At 63.9% G+C, this 17,951-nt stretch carries 13 protein-coding genes; 1 reads left to right on the plus strand and 12 read right to left on the minus strand.

Annotated elements, in window-relative coordinates; genetic code table 11:
* Positions 1–142: 142 nt before the first annotated feature.
* The 8 genes from B7G66_RS01460 to dusB form a co-directional block, all read right to left on the minus strand.
* Positions 143–982, minus strand: a complete 840-nt coding sequence (locus B7G66_RS01460) for an inositol monophosphatase family protein (protein ID WP_003617960.1) — start codon at positions 980–982, stop codon at positions 143–145.
* 214 nt (positions 983–1,196) lie between these two features.
* Positions 1,197–2,483 (minus strand): GTPase HflX, encoded by a 1,287-nt coding sequence (gene hflX / locus B7G66_RS01465; RefSeq protein ID WP_174805745.1) that lies wholly within the window; start codon positions 2,481–2,483, stop codon positions 1,197–1,199.
* A 20-nt stretch (positions 2,484–2,503) separates the two neighbouring features.
* Complete coding sequence (hfq, locus tag B7G66_RS01470) at positions 2,504–2,788, minus strand: RNA chaperone Hfq (protein ID WP_040510463.1); 285 nt, start codon at positions 2,786–2,788, stop codon at positions 2,504–2,506.
* 129 nt (positions 2,789–2,917) lie between these two features.
* Positions 2,918–4,309, minus strand: a complete 1,392-nt coding sequence (ntrX, locus tag B7G66_RS01475; RefSeq protein ID WP_003617957.1) for a nitrogen assimilation response regulator NtrX — start codon at positions 4,307–4,309, stop codon at positions 2,918–2,920.
* Positions 4,299–6,569 carry a sensor histidine kinase NtrY-like gene (locus B7G66_RS01480; RefSeq protein WP_080937625.1) on the minus strand — a complete coding sequence of 757 codons (2,271 nt, stop codon included), beginning with the start codon at positions 6,567–6,569 and terminating at the stop codon, positions 4,299–4,301. The genes ntrX and B7G66_RS01480 overlap by 11 nt, the downstream gene beginning before the upstream one ends.
* A 3-nt stretch (positions 6,570–6,572) precedes the next feature.
* Positions 6,573–8,024, minus strand: a complete 1,452-nt coding sequence (ntrC, locus tag B7G66_RS01485) for a nitrogen regulation protein NR(I) (RefSeq protein ID WP_040511547.1) — start codon at positions 8,022–8,024, stop codon at positions 6,573–6,575.
* Positions 8,025–8,136: 112 nt separating this feature from the next.
* Positions 8,137–9,267 carry a two-component system sensor histidine kinase NtrB gene (locus tag B7G66_RS01490; RefSeq protein WP_040511545.1) on the minus strand — a complete coding sequence of 377 codons (1,131 nt, stop codon included), beginning with the start codon at positions 9,265–9,267 and terminating at the stop codon, positions 8,137–8,139.
* Positions 9,264–10,334 carry a tRNA dihydrouridine synthase DusB gene (gene dusB, locus B7G66_RS01495; RefSeq protein ID WP_040511543.1) on the minus strand — a complete coding sequence of 357 codons (1,071 nt, stop codon included), beginning with the start codon at positions 10,332–10,334 and terminating at the stop codon, positions 9,264–9,266. Before dusB ends, B7G66_RS01490 begins: the two co-directional genes overlap by 4 nt.
* A gap of 236 nt (positions 10,335–10,570) precedes the next feature.
* Between dusB and ispF the strand changes: the two genes are divergently transcribed.
* Positions 10,571–11,758 (plus strand): 2-C-methyl-D-erythritol 2,4-cyclodiphosphate synthase, encoded by a 1,188-nt coding sequence (ispF, locus tag B7G66_RS01500; protein WP_040511542.1) that lies wholly within the window; start codon positions 10,571–10,573, stop codon positions 11,756–11,758.
* 279 nt (positions 11,759–12,037) lie between these two features.
* On the opposite strand, the gene B7G66_RS01505 is transcribed toward ispF, so the two are convergent.
* The 4 genes from B7G66_RS01505 to B7G66_RS01520 are packed head-to-tail and all read right to left on the minus strand — an operon-like array spanning position 12,038 to position 17,681.
* Entirely contained in the window at positions 12,038–12,808 is a 771-nt protein-coding gene (locus tag B7G66_RS01505) for an ATP12 family chaperone protein (RefSeq protein WP_040511541.1), read from the minus strand.
* A gap of 5 nt (positions 12,809–12,813) precedes the next feature.
* Positions 12,814–15,297 carry an AsmA family protein gene (locus B7G66_RS01510; protein WP_003617949.1) on the minus strand — a complete coding sequence of 828 codons (2,484 nt, stop codon included), beginning with the start codon at positions 15,295–15,297 and terminating at the stop codon, positions 12,814–12,816.
* 51 nt (positions 15,298–15,348) lie between these two features.
* Positions 15,349–16,326: an RluA family pseudouridine synthase gene (locus tag B7G66_RS01515; protein ID WP_003617948.1), complete on the minus strand. Its 978-nt coding sequence runs from the start codon at positions 16,324–16,326 to the stop codon at positions 15,349–15,351.
* A complete protein-coding gene (locus B7G66_RS01520) occupies positions 16,323–17,681 on the minus strand; it encodes a replication-associated recombination protein A (RefSeq protein ID WP_040511540.1) in 1,359 nt (452 codons plus the stop codon). Before B7G66_RS01520 ends, B7G66_RS01515 begins: the two co-directional genes overlap by 4 nt.
* Between the last annotated feature and the right edge of the window lie 270 nt (positions 17,682–17,951).

Below are 17,951 nucleotides of genomic sequence, written 5' to 3' on the forward strand. Positions count from 1 at the left end.
GAAAAAGCTTCACCAAAAACCTTTATGATTTCAGGATGTTATTGCGCCTGACGCTTCAGACAGTCTCTTATGTTCTTTGCGATCATCTTTCCAGGGAAAAATCGGATAAAGCGTTTACGGCCATGCTTTCGGGGGGACGGTTTCAATCCGCCGCGCTGAATAACAGGTCGCGCAGGGCATGCCAGCTTGCGCGGTCCGGGGCGTAAAGCAGCCCCCCATCACGGTCCGTCACGCGATAGGCGGACCCATCGAAATGCGCGGCATACCCACCCGCTTCCCGATGGATCAGCCACCCCGCCAGATGGTCCCATGGCATGGTGCGGTTGAACAGCAGGAAATGGCATTTCCCATCGACCAGCATCAGATATTCATGTGCGGCGCAACGGAAATCCCATGACCCCATGACACGCGGCAGGTTGCGCGCGACCGCGTCGCGCTGCTCCGGCGCAAGATAGCGCCATGACGCATTGCCTGACATCTGTGCCGGGGGAACGGCGGGCGCCACACGCATCACCTGCCGCCCGCCATCGCGGTCATGCAGCCACGCCCCATGCCCCCGCGCGGCAACCGCCGCGATATCGCACACGGGATCAAGGATCACGCCACCAACGACCTCCCCCCGTGCAACAGCAGACACCATGACGCCAAATAACGGGACACCGGCGGCATAATTGGCGGTGCCATCAATCGGGTCGATCACAAAGGCAAGTTCCGCATCCCCCAGCCCCGACAAAAGCGTGGGCCGGGTGGCCACCGCCTCTTCCCCCACGATCAGGGCATCGGGATACAGGTCATGCAGGGCACGGGTAATGACGTGTTCAGCGGCTTCGTCCGCAGCGGTCACGACATCCAGCGCGGATGTCTTGGCACGGATGTCCGCATGCCCCAACCGCCGGAAACGCGACATGACCTCGTCGCGCGCCGCATCGCGCATCAGGCCGAGGATCACTTCCATATCCGCGATACCAATCCGGTCCGTCATTGCCCCGCTCCTCCGTGCTTCCACCCATGATGTGCGTGACAGTCTTGGCCCCGTCATCACCACGACGCCACCCCCATGCCAGTCACACAACGGTCATCAGCACGGAAAAGGAAAACATGAAACACATCCCGCCACGACCACCATGCACACGCTTCGACGGTGATACCGGAAGGGTTATTTCCCTGTTATCAATCCCTTGACCTGGAACGGTCTCTCAACTGTCCAGACAGGTAATCCCGGTGGCGTGCTGCATTTCGAAACGGGCGCGGTTGGCAGGTGACAGGCGCACATGCATGTCCACCCCGTCCTCATGGTCGGTACGTTCGACCACCTCGCCATGTTCATACAGCCACGCCATCGCCGCACCATCGGACAGGGGCACGCGATAACGCACCAGTTCCATCGCATGGGTCAGGCGTTCATCAATCGCCGCCAAAAGGTCAGGCAGGCCATCACCGGTAATGGCGGAAATGACGATCGCGCCGGGACGTGCGCCCACTGCGTCGCGCCCGCCCATCAGGTCGGCCTTGTTCAGCACCTCGATCACGCGTGATTGCCAGTCGGGTTCGATCGTCCCGCTATGGGCCATGCCTTCGAGCACCTCGACCACATCGGCACGCTGTGCCGACGTTTCGGGGTGGGAGGCATCACGAACATGCAGGATGATGTCGGCCTCCGCCACCTCCTCCAGCGTCGCGCGGAAGGCGGCGATCAGTTCGGTTGGCAGGTCGCTGATGAACCCCACAGTGTCCGACAGGATGATCTGGCGCCCAGATGGCAGGCGGATGCCGCGCATCGTGGGATCAAGTGTCGCAAAGAGCTGGTCCTGCGCATAGACGCTGGCCCCGGTCAGGGCGTTGAACAGCGTCGATTTTCCCGCATTGGTATACCCCACCAGCGCCACCACGGGGAACGGCACCCGCCTGCGCGCCTGCCGGTGCAGGCCACGCGTGCGGCGCACCTGTTCCAGTTCACGCTTCAGGCGGACGATACGGTCGCCGATCATGCGGCGATCGGCCTCGATCTGTGTTTCGCCGGGACCGCCGAGGAAGCCGAAGCCACCGCGCTGGCGTTCCAGATGGGTCCATGTGCGCACAAGGCGGCTGCGCTGATATTCAAGATGCGCAAGCTCGACCTGAAGCGAGCCTTCCTTTGTCGCGGCGCGTTCGCCAAAGATGTCGAGGATCAGGGCCGTACGGTCGATGACCTTGCACCCCAGCGCGCGTTCAAGGTTACGCTGCTGCACCGGGGTCAGGCGGGAATCGATAATAACGACGGTAATGTTGTCCGCCCGGACCGTCGCATGCAGCGACTCGACCTGTCCACTGCCCAGCAGGGTGGCGGGACGGCGCGCACGCAACAGCAGAACCGCCTTGCAGATGATGACAAGCCCGATGGAAGCGGCAAGCCCCACGGCCTCTTCGAGGCGGGCTTCGGCGGCGCGGCTTTCATCCTGCCTGTCGGGACGTTCCCATGGCAGGATGACGGCTGCGCGCGTCATGACCGGTCCAGGGGCCGATGTCACAGGAATTCGCCACTACCGGCCATGGGCGCAACATCCTCGCCTTCTGCGGCGGGCGGTTCGAACAGGGTGACGGGGGTTGCAGGCATCACCGTGCTGATCGCGTGCTTGTATACAAGCTGCGTATGCCCATCACGGCGCAACAGGACGGAAAAATTGTCGAACCACGTGATGATTCCCTGCAGCTTTACGCCATTCACAAGGAAAATCGTAACAGGGGTCTTGGATCGACGGACATGGTTCAAGAAGACATCCTGAACGTTCTGCGAAGGGTCTTTTGCCACGGCTGGGCCTTACTTTGTTGCTGTTGGGCGGTTCACAGAACATGGGTGCCCCCATGTCCATGCTACGGCGTTGCCACCGTCCGTATCACGGTTCATTGTTTAGCAGGCATGCGTTCATCGGGCAAAATCTCAGGCCGGGTTGCGATCTTCCGATGTCACGCCAAGCTGCTTGAGCTTCCGATGCAGGGCACTGCGTTCCATGCCGACAAACCCCGCAGTACGGCTGATGTTTCCACCAAAGCGCAAGAGCTGGGCCTGCAGGTACTGGGTTTCGAACAGGTCACGCGCCTCACGCAGGGGCAGGCCCATCACATCCTCGTCGGAATCGAATTTCAACAATGCCGGCGCACCTTCCCCCACGCCGGACGGCAGCATGTCCGCGCGGATCGGGTCTGTCCCGGTGCCCGGCATCATGATCAGCAGGCGTTCCATCAGGTTGCGCAGTTCACGCACATTGCCCGGCCATTCGTAATTCTGCAGGGCCGCAATCGCATCTCCCGACAGTTCACGCAGCGGCAGGCCCGCATTTTCCGCCGCCCGGCGCAGGAACAGCCGCGCAAGGTCGGGAATATCCTCGCGCCGTTCACGCAGGCCCGGCACACGCAACGGCACGACGGCAAGGCGGTAGTACAGATCCTCGCGGAAACGACCGGCCGAAATTTCGGCCTGAAGGTCACGATTCGTCGTCGCCAGGACACGTACGTCCACCTTCACCCGGCGTGACCCGCCCAGGCGTTCGAACGTCTGGTCCTGCAGGGCGCGCACGATCTTGCCCTGTGTCTCCAGCGGCATGTCAGAGACCTCGTCCAGCACCAGCGTCCCACCATGGGCACGTTCCAGCACGCCGGTACGACGCCCCGCCCCATCGTCGGTTCCTTCGATACCGAACAATTCCTCCTCAAACCGACCGGGGGCAAGCGTTGCGCAGTTCAGGACAATGAACGGCCCTTCGGCACGGCGCGAACTGGCATGGATCATGCGCGCGGCCACTTCCTTGCCCGCGCCCGCGGCCCCGGAAATCAGCACGCGCGACCCGGTGGGCGCCACACGGTCGATCTGGTTGCGCACCGCGACGATTGCAGCACTGCGCCCGTCAAGCATCGCCTCCGACCCTGCACGCAGGCGCAGTTCAGCGTTTTCACGCGCAAGGCGCGACGCCTCCAGCGCACGGCGGACCACCACAAGCAGGCGATCGGACTGAAAGGGTTTTTCGATAAAATCGTACGCCCCGTGCTGAAGCGCCGCCACCGCGGTCTCGATCGTGCCATGACCGGAGATCATGACAACCGGCACGGAGGGTTCTTCCTTGTGGAAGACATTCAGGATGCCAAGCCCGTCAAGGCGTGATCCCTGCAGCCATACATCAAGGATAACAAGCGACGGACGGCGTTCGCGAAAGGCGCTGATGGCGGAATCGGCATCCCCTGCCAGCCGTGTCTCGTATCCCTCGTCGCTCAGGATTCCCTCGATAAGCAGCCTTATGTCAGGCTCGTCATCGACGATCAGGATTTCATGTCCCATGGTCGTCCTTTATCGGCAAAATCAACGTCGAAACAGCTCCCCTACCTTCGGGACAATCTTCTAGACCTACACTGCCCCCATGGTCTTCCAGAATCTTCTTGACGATTGCAAGACCCAGCCCCGTTCCTTTGGGCTTGTGCGTCACATAGGGCTCCGTCAGTCGGGTGCGGTCTTCCACCGGCAACCCGATCCCGTCATCCGTGACAGCAAGGCGCACGACCCCCTGCCCGCATGACAGGTCGAGGCGGATCGTCCCGGCAATACCCTCACCCTCTTGCACAGCATCCCCTTCTTTGGGACGCATGGCAATGGCGTCGGCGGCATTCTGCAAAAGGTTTGTCAGCGCCTGCCCGATCAGGCGGCGGTCGCATTCGACCTTTGGCCCACGATCGGGCAGGTTGACCACATAACGGATTTCAGGATGCGCGCTGCGTTGCAGGATCAGGGTTTCACGGACGATGCGCGAAAAATCCTCGTCGCGCATCACCGGTTGCGGCATGCGTGCGAACGCGGAAAATTCATCCACCATGCGCCCGATATCCCCCACATGTCGCACGATCGTGTCCACGCATTGCGAAAATGTGTCCGGATCAGATGCGATTTCACGCAGGAACCGCCGCTTCAGCCGCTCCGCCGCAAGCTGTATGGGCGTCAGGGGATTCTTGATTTCATGCGCGATGCGACGCGCAACGTCCGCCCACGCCGCCTTGCGCTGCGCCACCTGCAGGGCGGTGATGTCATCGAACGTCACGACATAGCCATCCGCCACGTCGCCGGTCACACTCCCCTGCATTTCCGCGCCGATCCGCACCAGCAACGTGCAGGACCGCGTGCCCGCGACAACATGCACCTCGTCCGTCAGTTCGCGGTTCACCCCCTTGGCCACCAGTTCCAGCAGGGGGGCGAATTCCGGCACCACATCCACCAGCCGCGCGCCCACCGCGTCATTGAGGTCGCGGTGCAACAGCACGCTGGCCGCACGATTGGGCAGTTCGATGACCTGATGGGAATCGAGGCCGATCACCCCTGCCGACACCCCGGACAGCACAGCTTCGGTAAAGCGGCGACGTTCGTTGATCTGGGTGGAGGCGTTCATCAGTTCGGTACGCTGGGTCGAAAGCTGATCGGTCATGCGGTTGAATGCACGTGACAGGCTGGAGACCTCATCATCGCCATCGCCTTCGGGCACGTGGGAGGCAAGGTCGCCCCGGCTGACCCGTTCGGAAGCAAGGATCAGCAGGCTGAGGGGACGCACGATCTGTGTCGCCAGCACCAGCCCGATCAGGATCGCCGCCCCCAGCACCAGAATCGCGACAAGCGCGAAGATCAGGACAAAGGTAAACTGGATCTTCGCACGGTTGCGATTAAGGCGCTGGTAATCGCTGACCACACCTTCGGTCTTGCGCATATGCCCCAGGATGTCGGGGTCAACGGGGCGGGAGATCATCAGCATAAGCGGCGGTGTATCGCCCAGAGAAATGACGGCGCGCACCGTCTTTTCATCGGGGGAGTCAAGGATGGCGATGTCATTTGTCCGCGCCATCAGGGTGGCGGCGGGCGGCGGCAGGTCCTGCCGGTATCCGGAATGCCCCATCAGGCCACCTGATGCGACCACGGTGTTCGTGAACGGGTCATAGATGACGGCCATGTTCAGGCCGCGCAACGTCGCCTGCGAATCCAGTATCTGCCCCAGCGAGTCGGGATCGCGCATCAGGTCGGTACCGTTGCCCATCAGCCCGCTTTGCGCGCTGACAAGGTAGTTCGCCAGCGAAAACGCCTCGGTACGGATATTGGCGTTATGTTCCTGCAGATAGCCGCGCGACGCCTCAAGCGCTTCGTTCAGGGCGGTATTGACGCGGTCGCTGAACCAGATCTGGATGCCATAATGGAAGAAGATGGCCGCGAACACGCCCACGACAATGGTCGGCGCGACCGCGACAATCCCGAACAGCGTCATCAGCCGCACATGCAGCCGCGCCCCCGCCAGCCCGCTGCGCCGTTCGGCCAGCATCCGCCCCACCTGTTCCGTCAGCGCAGTCGCCAGCAGAAGCAGGACGAGGAAATTAAGGATGAAGATCAGCGCCTCGATCTGTGGATGGCGCGCAAGCGACATCCCCCCCGACAGCACGACAAACGTCGCCCCCCCCAGGCACAGCGCCAGCAGCACCAGCAGGAGCGAGACATTACGCCGCACCAGCAGGTCCAGCCCGCGTCGCACCAGACCATGCGCGCCGTTGAGGTCACCACCCGTTCGCGCCATGGGTCAGCCACCACCACGCACGACGGGGATATCAAGGTCACGTATCTTCTTGCGCAACGTATTGCGATTCAGGCCCAGCATCGCCGCCGCCTTGATCTGGTTGCCGCGTGTGGCCGACAGCGTCATGGTGATGAGCGGGCGTTCAACCTCTGCGATCACCTTGTCATAAATGTCATGCAGCGGCATCCCGTCCTGTCCGGTATCGAGGAAATGGCGGATATGCCGTCCCACCGCATCCGACAGCGTTTCGTTATCACGCGCGGCAACCTCTGTCGCCGGGGTGGACATGGCCTGCGCTTCCTCCAGCTCATGCTCCACCAGATCCGCGCCAAGCGTTTCTTGCGGATACAGCGCGCTGAGCCTGCGCATCAGGTTTTCAAGTTCGCGCACATTCCCCGGCCAGCGATAGGCCTGCAACGGTGCCATGGCCGCGTCATCCAGCATCTTTGCAGGGGTCCCCTCCTCCTGACAGGCATTGAGGAAATGCCGCGCCAGCAGGGGAATATCCTCCACCCGTTCACGCAGCGGCGGCAGGCGCATCGGCACGACGTTAAGGCGATAGTACAGGTCCTCGCGGAAAGTACCGGCGCGGATCGCCTGGCGCAGGTCGCGATGGGTGGCGGCGATGATGCGCACATTGGCCTGCACCGGCTGCACACCGCCCACCGTCGTGAACTCCCCATCCTGCAACACGCGTAACAGCCGCGTCTGCGCCTCGGGCGGCATGTCGCCGATTTCATCAAGGAACAGCGTGCCGCCAGCGGCCTGTTCAAAACGCCCGGCGACACGGCTGGTCGCACCGGGGAATGCGCCGCGTTCATGGCCGAACAGCTCGCTTTCAATCAGGTCGCGCGGAACGGCGGCCATGTTGATCGCAACGAACGGCCCGGCGCGGCGGCGGCCATATTCATGCAGCGCACGCGCCACCAGTTCCTTGCCCGTCCCGCTCTCGCCCGAGATCATGACCGTCAGGTCCGACGTCGTCAGCCGCGCGATAATGCGATAGATATCCTGCATCACCACCGACCGCCCGATCAGGGGCATCTGCTCCTCCGGCTGGGCCGTGGCGGCCGCGGGCACGACGCTGGCGGGTGCGGCCAGCGCGCGCGCAACCACCGCCAGGACTTCCTTCAGATCGAACGGCTTGGGCAGGTATTCGAACGCCCCGCGCTGCGTCGCCTGTACCGCCGTCGTCAGCGTTGACTGCGCGCTCATGACCACGACACGCAGGTCGGGCCGGATACGGCGGATGCGCGGGATCAGGTCGAGGCCGTTGAGGTCGGGCATCACGACATCGGTAATGACAAGGTCGCCTTCACCTTCCTCCACCCACTGCCACAAGGTGGAGGCATGGGCCGTGGCCCGGACCTGATATCCGGCACGCCCCAATGCCTGACTGAGCACGGTGCGTATCGAACGGTCATCATCGGCAACAAGGATGGTCGGCAGCGACATGACGGCTTTACAATCTTTCAGCTTCTTGATCGCCCGGATGCAGGGGCCGCCGGGCATGGGCGGATATCACGGGCAGATGTTCGTAACAGGTCAGGAAAAACGACACCGCCCCTTACGGCATGTCGCGGTCTTCGGCCACCACCGGCAGGTGCAGCAGCACATCCGTCTGGCCCGGGCGGCTTTCAACCTCGATGACGCCACCATGGTCCCCCACGATCTTGCCCGCCAGCGCCAGACCCAGCCCACTGCCACTGGTCTTGGTGGTCAGGAAGGGCTCGAACAGGTGGGGGCGGATATTTTCTGGAATACCCGGTCCGTTGTCCCGCACCGATACCAGCAGCGGCAGCTGCACCCTGCGCTTGCCGCCCACCGTGGAAACCCAGATACCGGGACGATAGCTTGTGCTCAGCGTGATCTGCGCATCGGGCCGCGCATCCGGGCCATGCAGCGCCTCCGCCGCGTTCTTCACGAGGTTGAGCAGCACCTGCACCAATTGGTCGCGATTGCCCCACACCGGCGGAAGCGAGGGGTCATAAACCTCCTCAAAGCGGATGTCGGCGGCAAATCCCTGCTGTGCAAGGCGGCGGACATGTTCAAGGACACGGTGGATATTGACGGGACGGCGTTCGATCGGCTTGTCGCTGAACATGTCCATACGGTCAACAAGATCGCGGATGCGGTTGACCTCGTCCTGGATCAGGACCGCAAGTTCGCGGTCCGCCTCCCCCACCGAACTTTCCAGAAGCTGCGCCGCGCCACGGATGCCCGACAGCGGGTTCTTGACCTCATGCGCAAGGATTGCGGCCATTCCCGCCACACTGCGGGCGGCGGAACGAAAGGTCAGTTGCCGATCCAGCACACGCGCGGCCGAGGAATCGTGGAACGTAAGGACGACCGACCCCGGCTCCTCCATCAACGAGGCGCCCTGCACGGTCACGCCCTCGCGGTGCAGGCGCGGCCCCTCCAGCGTGACTTCGTGTTCCACCACGGTCTGCCCATGGTCGCGCACCTGCTCGATCAGCAAGAAGACAGGATGGTCGGAGGGGATGATATCTGTAAGGCGCATCTGCACCAGATGGGTGCGCGACATGCCCAGGAACGGTTCGGCGGCGGCGTTGACGTAATGGATCATCATGCCATCCCCCACCACCATGACCGGCAGTGGCAACGCATCAAGGACGATGCGGCCTGCGCCGGTAACGGTTGCGGGCGTACAGACAGGTGGGCTCGCCTGCCCCGTCATGCCGCGCGTGCGCTTGGCCCGGGGCCGCACTCCGCGCCGGTGGTGGACGGGCGTGGACCACGCACATGCCCGGCCGCGATCTGGCGGTCATAGAATTCCCCGATCATCGACAATGCGGCATCAACCGTATCGACACGGTTGACCGCAGCCCGGAACCCGGCCGAATCCGGCAGGCCGGCGGAGTACCACGACACATGCTTGCGCGCCAGACGCAGGCCGGGATGCGCGCCGAAATGTTCCACCATCATGGTGTAATGTTCCAGGACGATATCCTTTTCCGTCGCCAGATCGGGTTCATCGACGATAACACCGCGCGTCAGCGCCGCCCCCACCTGTGCCGGGAACCACGGGCGGCCATAACAGCCACGCCCGATCATCACCCCGTCAGCACCCGACTGCGCCAGGGCCTCGCGTGCATCACCGACCGTCAGGATATCGCCATTGACGATCACCGGCAGGTCGATCGCCTCCTTCACCCGGCGCACGAAACGCCAGTCCGCCGTGCCGTTATAAAACTGCTGGCGGGTGCGGCCATGGACCGTCACCATGCGGATGCCCGCCTCCTGCGCGATGCGTGCCAGCGTGGGCGCGTTGAGGCTGTCATGATCCCAGCCCATGCGCATCTTGAGCGTGACGGGCACGTCCACCGCGCGCACGACGGTGGCGAGCAGCCGCGCGGCCAGCGCCTCGTCCCGCATCAGGGCGGAGCCCGCCTGCTGCCCCACGGCCACCTTCTTGACCGGACAGCCGAAATTGATGTCGATCAGGTTCGCGCCGCGATCCACCGCAATGCGTGCGGCCTGCGCCATCGCATCGGGGTCGCACCCGGCCAACTGCACGGCATTGAGGCCATCGCCCGCGACCTCCGCCATGCGCAGGGTGTTGCTGTTTTCGCGCACCATCGCCCATGATGCGATCATTTCCGATACCACCAGCCCCGCGCCCAGACGCCGCGCCAGACGCCGGAACGGCAGGTCGGTCACACCGGACATCGGGGCCAGGATCACCGGCACGTCAAGGACGATGCCATTTCCCAGATCAATCGGCGACAACAGTTCAGATGACATCAAAAATCCGCTTTCCCCGGCGGCCTGCCCACCCGCACGCCATTTACGCGCACCAGACGCGACGCCAGCCGTCACCGCCCGGGACATACCCCGCCGTCCACACACCACAATGCTTATGATTTAGGCAGAATACCTTTTCCGTTTCCATCACGCAATTGATGATAATGCGTCCGGGGAACGAAATTGGCGGCCATGATGCTTGACGTCGGCGCAACATGGCCGCATTCCTGCCGACCATGCGTGTTGCAGCCATCCTCCTTGCCGCAGGTCAGGGCCGCCGTTTCAGCGCCCAGACCGCGTCCCCCGTCGCCAAGCAGTATCTGACGCTCGGCGGCAGGCCCGTCATCCGCCATGCCGCGGATGCCCTGATCCCGCATGTCCAGATCCTCCAGCCCGTGGGCGAGCGCGCGTCGCTTGACGATGCGCTGTCGGGCCTGTCCGCCACGGATGACGCCACCCCGAACGGGTGCGCCATCCTGGAATGCGTCCCCGGCGGGGAGACACGACAGGAAAGCGTGCGCGCCGGACTCGAGGCGCTGGACCGCCTGCCGGTGGGGGAAAGGCCGGACCTCGTGCTGATCCATGATGGCGCACGCCCCTATGTCCCCGCCGATGTCACGCGCGCGGTCATCGACGCGCTGTCCGCCCACGCAGGCGCCATTCCCGGCGTGCCCGTTGCCGATACGATCAAGCGCGCGCGGGACGGCATCATCACCGACACCGTGCCGCGCACCGACCTTTATCGCGCACAGACGCCACAGGGATTCCGTTTCAACCTGCTGCGTGATCTGCATCGCGGGGCGGCGGCGTCGGATGCGACCGATGACGCGGCACTGCTGGAGGCCGCGGGCCATCATGTGGCCATCGTCGCAGGGTCCGAAGACAATATCAAACTGACCTACAAGGAGGATCTGGTGCGCCTGGAACGCCTGATCGGCCCGACCCTGCTGCCACGCACGGGGCTGGGATATGACGTGCATGCCTTTGCCGAGGGGCGTCCCCTGATCCTGTGCGGCATCACCGTGCCCCATACGCGCGGGCTGGCGGGGCATTCGGATGCGGATGTCGGCATCCATGCCCTGTGCGATGCGATCTATGGCGCGCTGGCCGAAGGGGATATCGGTCGCCACTTCCCACCCAGCCAGAATGAATGGAAGGATGCCGACAGCGCACGCTTCCTGATCCATGCGGGCGAACGCATCCGCGCGCGCGGCGGCATGCTGATCAATGCCGACCTGACGCTGATCTGTGAACGGCCCAAGATCGGGCCGCATGCGCAGGCGATGCGCGAACGGCTGGCCGAGCTGCTACAGGTCGGGGTGGACCGGATCTCCGTCAAGGCGACGACGTCCGAACGCCTTGGCTTTACCGGGCGTGAAGAAGGCATTGCCTGCACCGCCGCCGTCAGCGTGCTGGTGCCCTGACGCCCACGAAGCCACCAATCAAGGTCACAACAGTTGTCTGGCGCCGCCTTTCACCCTGAAAGGCGGCGCTTTTTCATGTTTTTTGGGAAAAGCGTTAAGACTGTTTGAAAAGTCAGGATCGATAACATCCTGAAATCATAAAGATGTTTGGTGAAGCTTTTTTCTAAAAAGCTTCAGAAGACGCCGCCTTTTCGATCGACAGAAGGCACCCAAAAACTTTTCCTGTTTTTTATCAACGGCGTGTTTTTAAACACTCTCTTTACCAACAGCTTTTATCCGTCACCCCTTGCGGGCCAGTTCGAGGAAAGTGGATGCCTCGGCCACTTCGCGCCCCAACGTTGCCAGCATGGCCTCCTGCTGTGCATCACTGCCCCAGATTTCCATCTGCGTGCGTTCATCAAGTGTCGCGACCTGTGCCGCACGCGCGGCATCGCACGCCCCCGTCACCACCGCGATCCCGAGCACGAGACTCTTCATCGCGGGCACCATGACGCCAAGCGCGGCAAGCGTCGCATCGTCATACCCACGCAGGATATCCCCCAATGCCGCCAGCGTCCCTGGCGTCTGGGTGATGGGCATGACCCCTTCGGTCGTGCACAGCGTGATGCCGTACCGCTCCCGCAGCCAGTCGAGCCACGGCGCCCACTGTGCTGCCTGACGTTCACATAACGTGGCCGGATGCGTCGCGCGATAACACAGCAGTTCCCCGTTGGCATATTGCAGCAATGCCGTCACCGTAGCCTCCCGGTCGGGGGCGATGCGTTCGATCATCGTGCCCGCGATCCGGGTCAGGGGCAGGTCCTCCGGTGTAAAAAGCCCCCCTTTGGCGCCCCCCCCTGCACGCTCCCACTCCCCGGCAAGGGCATGGGCCAGCGCATCCGCATGCACCACCAGCAATGTCCGCCCCGGCAGGCGCACCGGCCTGCCATCAAGATGTACGGTATATCCCCCCGCCTGATCCCCCCCCGCCTGCGGGGCCACGGTTGCGGTGTCCCAAAAACGCCTGCGCGCGGCCGTCCCCCCCGGCGGGGCCGGGCTATCCTGCGTCATATCGGTCAATGTATCAGTCCCAGTCCTTTGAGCAGGTTTTTCGCCTTGTCGATTTTCTGCGCCGCCTTGGGGTTCGCGCGCACCAGACTGCCCACATTACCGGTCGGCTGGGGCGCGGCACCGGTGGGTTCGGGGCCTGCCTGCCCCTCACGTGCGGCCTTCAGCGTCGCGGGGCACAGGTCAGGCACGGTGCTTTTGCCCGATGAATCCCCCAGCAGCAGGCCAATGGCATAGCGCCCGTCCGCCCCCGCATCCATGCGCGGACGGGGCGCGGACAGCGTGCCGCCCACACGCACCGGTACCGATGCCCCCGTCCCGCCAATCATCACCTGCGGCACAAGACGCAGATCCAGCGCATAGGATGCAAGACCCACACTGCCCTGCCCCGTCATGCTGAGTACGGAGGTCTGAAGGCCAAGCGTATCGACATTCGCCCGCCCATTCGCCATCGCCATATGCATCCCGAAGCAACGCAGCGGGATCGACCCCGATCCCGTCAGGCCCCGCGCCGCCTGCCCCAGCAGCGAACCCAGCGCCGCGCCGTCGATCGTGCCATTGACGAGGGAGGCCCCCATATGCCCGTCCAGCGTATTGCGCAGTTCGGTTGCCGTATGCCCCCGTGCCGTCGCCTCCCCCACAAGCTGGAATGCCCCCTGCACCGCCATGGGCATGCCCGCGTGCTGCTCGATCCATGTCGCGGGCAGCACCAGCGTGCCTATGGTGCCCGACACGACCGGCATGTCCCCCGATGCATCCACCGACAGGCGCCCCGAAACCCTGCGCCCCGTGCCCGTGGCCTGCAAGGGGTCGATGCCCAGCCGCCCTTCACGCAGGGCGACATGCATCAGCGCCTGACGATAGACATCACCCGCAAGTTCCATCTGCGTCACATTGAAACGCACATCCATGTCCATGTCACGCAGGCGTTCAAAGGCGATGCGGTCATCCCCCGGTTTGCCGCCCGATGTGGCGGGCGCGGCCTTTGCCGTGGCATTCCCCCCGCGCAGGGCATCAAGGTCAAGCCAGCTTGCCTCGACCGCGCCACTGACCAGCGGGACGCCACCATGGCCGCCATGGACGCTCATATCCAGCGTCCCGGTCAGCGCAAGCTGGGTGCTGCGGATATTGAGGTCAGACAGGGCGAAACGTGCGCCATTCCCCTCGCTGACAAGGTGGGTCGTCGCCTCCAGGTGATCGAGTGCTGCGCCATTGGGCAGCGCGAGATGCCCGGCCGATGCCGTGACATTCACCACCGCGCGCGAACCACCCAGCATCCCCGCGATCCGCAGCGCCCCCGCCGCCCCCGACAGGTCCACAGACATCGGCAACGAGTCCGACAGGTGCGTCAGGACGGCATGTTCCGCCTGTTCCAGCGACCCGAAGGACGCCGCGAGTTTCAGATCCTGCCCATTCCAGTTGCCGGCCCCCGCGACGGCCAGCGTCTCTTTTGGTCCGGCGGCATCGACCGACAGGCTGCCAACCCGCAGCCCGGTCAGGTAATGCCCCGCATCGAACGCCCCCGTGCGCAGATGCAACGACTGCACCAGCGGGACGATGTTCGTATCGGCGGGCGTGCTGCCATCGACAATACGCAATGACAGCGCAACATCGCGGGCGTCAGGCAGGTCATACCCCCCAACCCATGGCGCAAGGTCCACCAGCCGCGAAAGGGTCCCGTCAAGCTTCAGGTCATATCCCCTGGCCCGGTCCGGGTCGGCCACGGTGCCATCGACCGTCAGATGACCGGCGGGCTGTTGATGATCGGCAAAGGCCAGTTCGAAATGGACCGGCCATTTCGCATCCTGCCCCACATGTGTCAGGGAAATCGCCCCTGTATGCCCCGACAGGGTAAAGGCCGCCCCATCGCGCGTGCCTGCCACATCGAATGTCGGTCGCGCGCCATTCAGACCATCAACCCGGACATGACCCAGCGCCAGTTGCGTCTTCATGCCCGACAGGCGGTCATCCCACCCCACGGTCGCATCACTGACACGAAGGCTGCCGAGTTGCACCGACCACGGGTTGCCCGCCGCCGGGGCCACAGGCCGCACCGGGGCCGGTGTGGCGTCAGCCGCCTGTGCCCTGTTGGGGGTCATGCGCCAGTTGGCCTGCCCATCCGCATCACGCCGCAGATGCAGCACGGGATGGTCCAGCGTGATGTTGTCAAGCTGTATCCGATGATACAGCAACGCCATCAGCCCGACACTGGCATCCATGGCGCGTGCGCTGAACATCGGCGTGCCGTCGCCCCCCTTCATGTCCGCAAGGGCAATGTCATGCACGGAAATGGCGGCGGGGAAGACATGCACCTCCATCGCGCCAAGCGTCACCTCACGCCCGGTCTGCCGTTCGATCGCGGCGATGGCACGCGCCCGCAGGGCCTGCGGGTCAAGGATGCCGCGTAGCGCCAGAGCGCCCCCGCCCGCCACCACGATGATCGCGGCGGCGGACACCAGCAGGCCACGCCGTAAATTCGCGCTGTTTGCCATATTCGCTCAATCCCGTTGCGTGATCGCGGCGATGAGATTACCGCCGCGGCGTCATGCGCGCTGTGGCGCGGGGGCCGCAGGCGCCGTAAAGCCAAGCTGGCGGAACGTCTCCTTCATGTGCGCAGGCAGATCCGCCGACACCACCAGCCGCCCACCCGCCGGATGCGGCAGGTCCAGCATACGGGCATGCAGGTGCAACTGATCGGGGAAACCTTCGACATGGGCACGATCATCGCCATATTTCGGATCGCCGAGGATCGGGGTACCCAGCGCTTCGCAATGCACACGAAGCTGATGGGTGCGCCCCGTCAGCGGCGACAGCGCCAGCCATGACAGTTTCCGTCCCGCCGCGTCCAGCACTTCATATTCCGACAACGCATGTACTGCGTCCTTGTCGCGCCGTCCCGCAACAACCATGATCGCCCCCGCCCCCGCGCCAAGGCGGGTCAGCGGCTGATCCACGATACCCGATGCAGGCGTGGGACGGCCCACCGTCACCGCCCAGTAGACCTTGCGCACGTCGCGGCTGCGAAAGGACGCGGCAAGCTTTGCCGCGACCCCGGGCGTGCGCGCCAGCAACAGCAGCCCCGACGTGTCACGGTCGATGCGATGGACAAGGCGCGGGCGCGGGTCGTCGGGCTGTTCACGCAATCCGTCAAGCAGCCCGTCAATATGATGGGTAATGCCCGGCCCGCCCTGCACCGCAATGCCTGCGGGCTTGTTCAGGACGATCACCTGATCATCACTGTAGATGACCATCTTGCGGATTTCGCGCACCTGGCGATCGTCAAGCGTCCGGTGCGTCACGGGGGCGGGACGGCTGGCCTGCGGGATGGGGGGCACACGCACCGCCTGACCGGGGGCAAGGCGGGTCGATGTGGTCACACGACCGCCATCCACACGGATCTGCCCCGTGCGGCACAGCTTTTGCAACGCCCCCTGCGTCAGGTGCGGGTAATGCCGCCGGAACCAGCGGTCAAGGCGGATATCGGCTTCGTCATCACTGACGGTAAGGGTCACGACACTCATGACCCACGGCTTTCGCGCACTCTGCCCCAACTGTCCAGACGTCGCGCGACTTCACGTTCATATCCACGCCCCGTCGGACGATAGAATTGTGGCCGACGCATGCCGTCAGGAAAGTAATTCTGCCCCGAGATCCCCTCCGCCTGATCATGGTCATATTCATACCCCCTGCCATAGCCGATCTCCTTCATCAGTCTGGTCGGGGCATTGAGGATATGGGCGGGCGGCATCAGGCTGCCGGTGGCGCGCGCAGCCTGACGCGCCTTGCCATAGGCGACATAGACCGCGTTCGATTTCGGCGCGGTCGCCAGATGCACCACAAGCTGCGCAAGTGCCAGTTCACCTTCGGGCGAGCCCATGCGTTCATACGTCTCCCACGCCGCAACCGCGAGCGGCAGGGCCTGCGGGTCGGCCATGCCGACATCCTCTGCCGCGAAACGGGTCAGGCGACGGGCGATATAGCGCGGGTCCTCCCCCCCTTCGAGCATCCGGGCGAACCAGTACAACGCCGCATCCGGGTCAGACCCGCGCATGGATTTATGCAGCGCGGAAATCAGGTTGTAATGTTCCTCCCGGTCCTTGTCATACAATGCCGCACGTCTGGCGAGCAGGCGTGACAGGGATTGCGGGTCGAACACCATGTCGCCCGGCTGCGCCAGTATCTGTTCAACCATGTTCAGCAGGTAACGCCCATCGCCATCGGCCATGGCGCGCAATGTCGCACGCGCAGGCGCCGTCAGCGGCAGGGCGCGCCCCGTTTCGCCTTCCGCCCGGCACAACAACTGTTCAAGTGCCGCATCATCAAGCCGACGCAGCACCAGCACCTGACAGCGCGACAGCAGCGCGCCATTCAGCGCAAAGGACGGATTTTCTGTCGTGGCGCCAACCAGCACCACGGTCCCGTCCTCCACCACCGGCAGGAAGCCGTCCTGCTGCGCGCGGTTGAAGCGATGGATTTCGTCCACGAACAGCAGCGTTCCTTCACCATTGGCAGCCCGGCGGCGGGCCTCCTCGAACGCGCGCTTAAGGTCCGCCACCCCGGAAAATACCGCCGAAATCTGCACAAAGCGTAAACCCGCCGCATGGGCAAGCAGGCGCGCGATGGTCGTCTTGCCCACCCCGGGCCCGCCCCACAGGATCAGGCTGGCCAGACTGTGGTGACGCAGCATCAGGCTCAGCGTGCCTTCGGGGCCAAGCAGGTGGTCCTGCCCCACGACCTGATCCAGTGTTTCGGGCCGCAGGCGATCCGCAAGCGGGCGGTGCCGTGATGCGCCTTCTTCCACGCGCCCGGCGGGTGTGGCCTGTGGACGCGCCATATCCGGCATGTCCCCGAACAGGTCTTGGGTAGGATCGGGCATGGGGCCTGTCTTGTTTCCATGAAAAAGGACGCCACGTGACATCGCGGCGCATCACCATGACATATAGGAACACAGACGGCGCAATACACCCTGCATGCCCGACAAAGGTCATGGGCCGGGGACATCCGAAAACCATGAACATCTCTTGGGGAAAGCCTTGTCCCAGATGCTTCGGAAAACGTCGTTTTCCGGGAACAGGCACTCTTTAGAGACTGTTTGAAAAGTCAGGCTTGATAACATCCTGTAATTATAAAGGTTTTTGGTGAAGCT

Source organism: Novacetimonas hansenii JCM 7643, assembly GCF_000964405.1.
Taxonomy (GTDB): domain Bacteria; phylum Pseudomonadota; class Alphaproteobacteria; order Acetobacterales; family Acetobacteraceae; genus Novacetimonas; species Novacetimonas hansenii.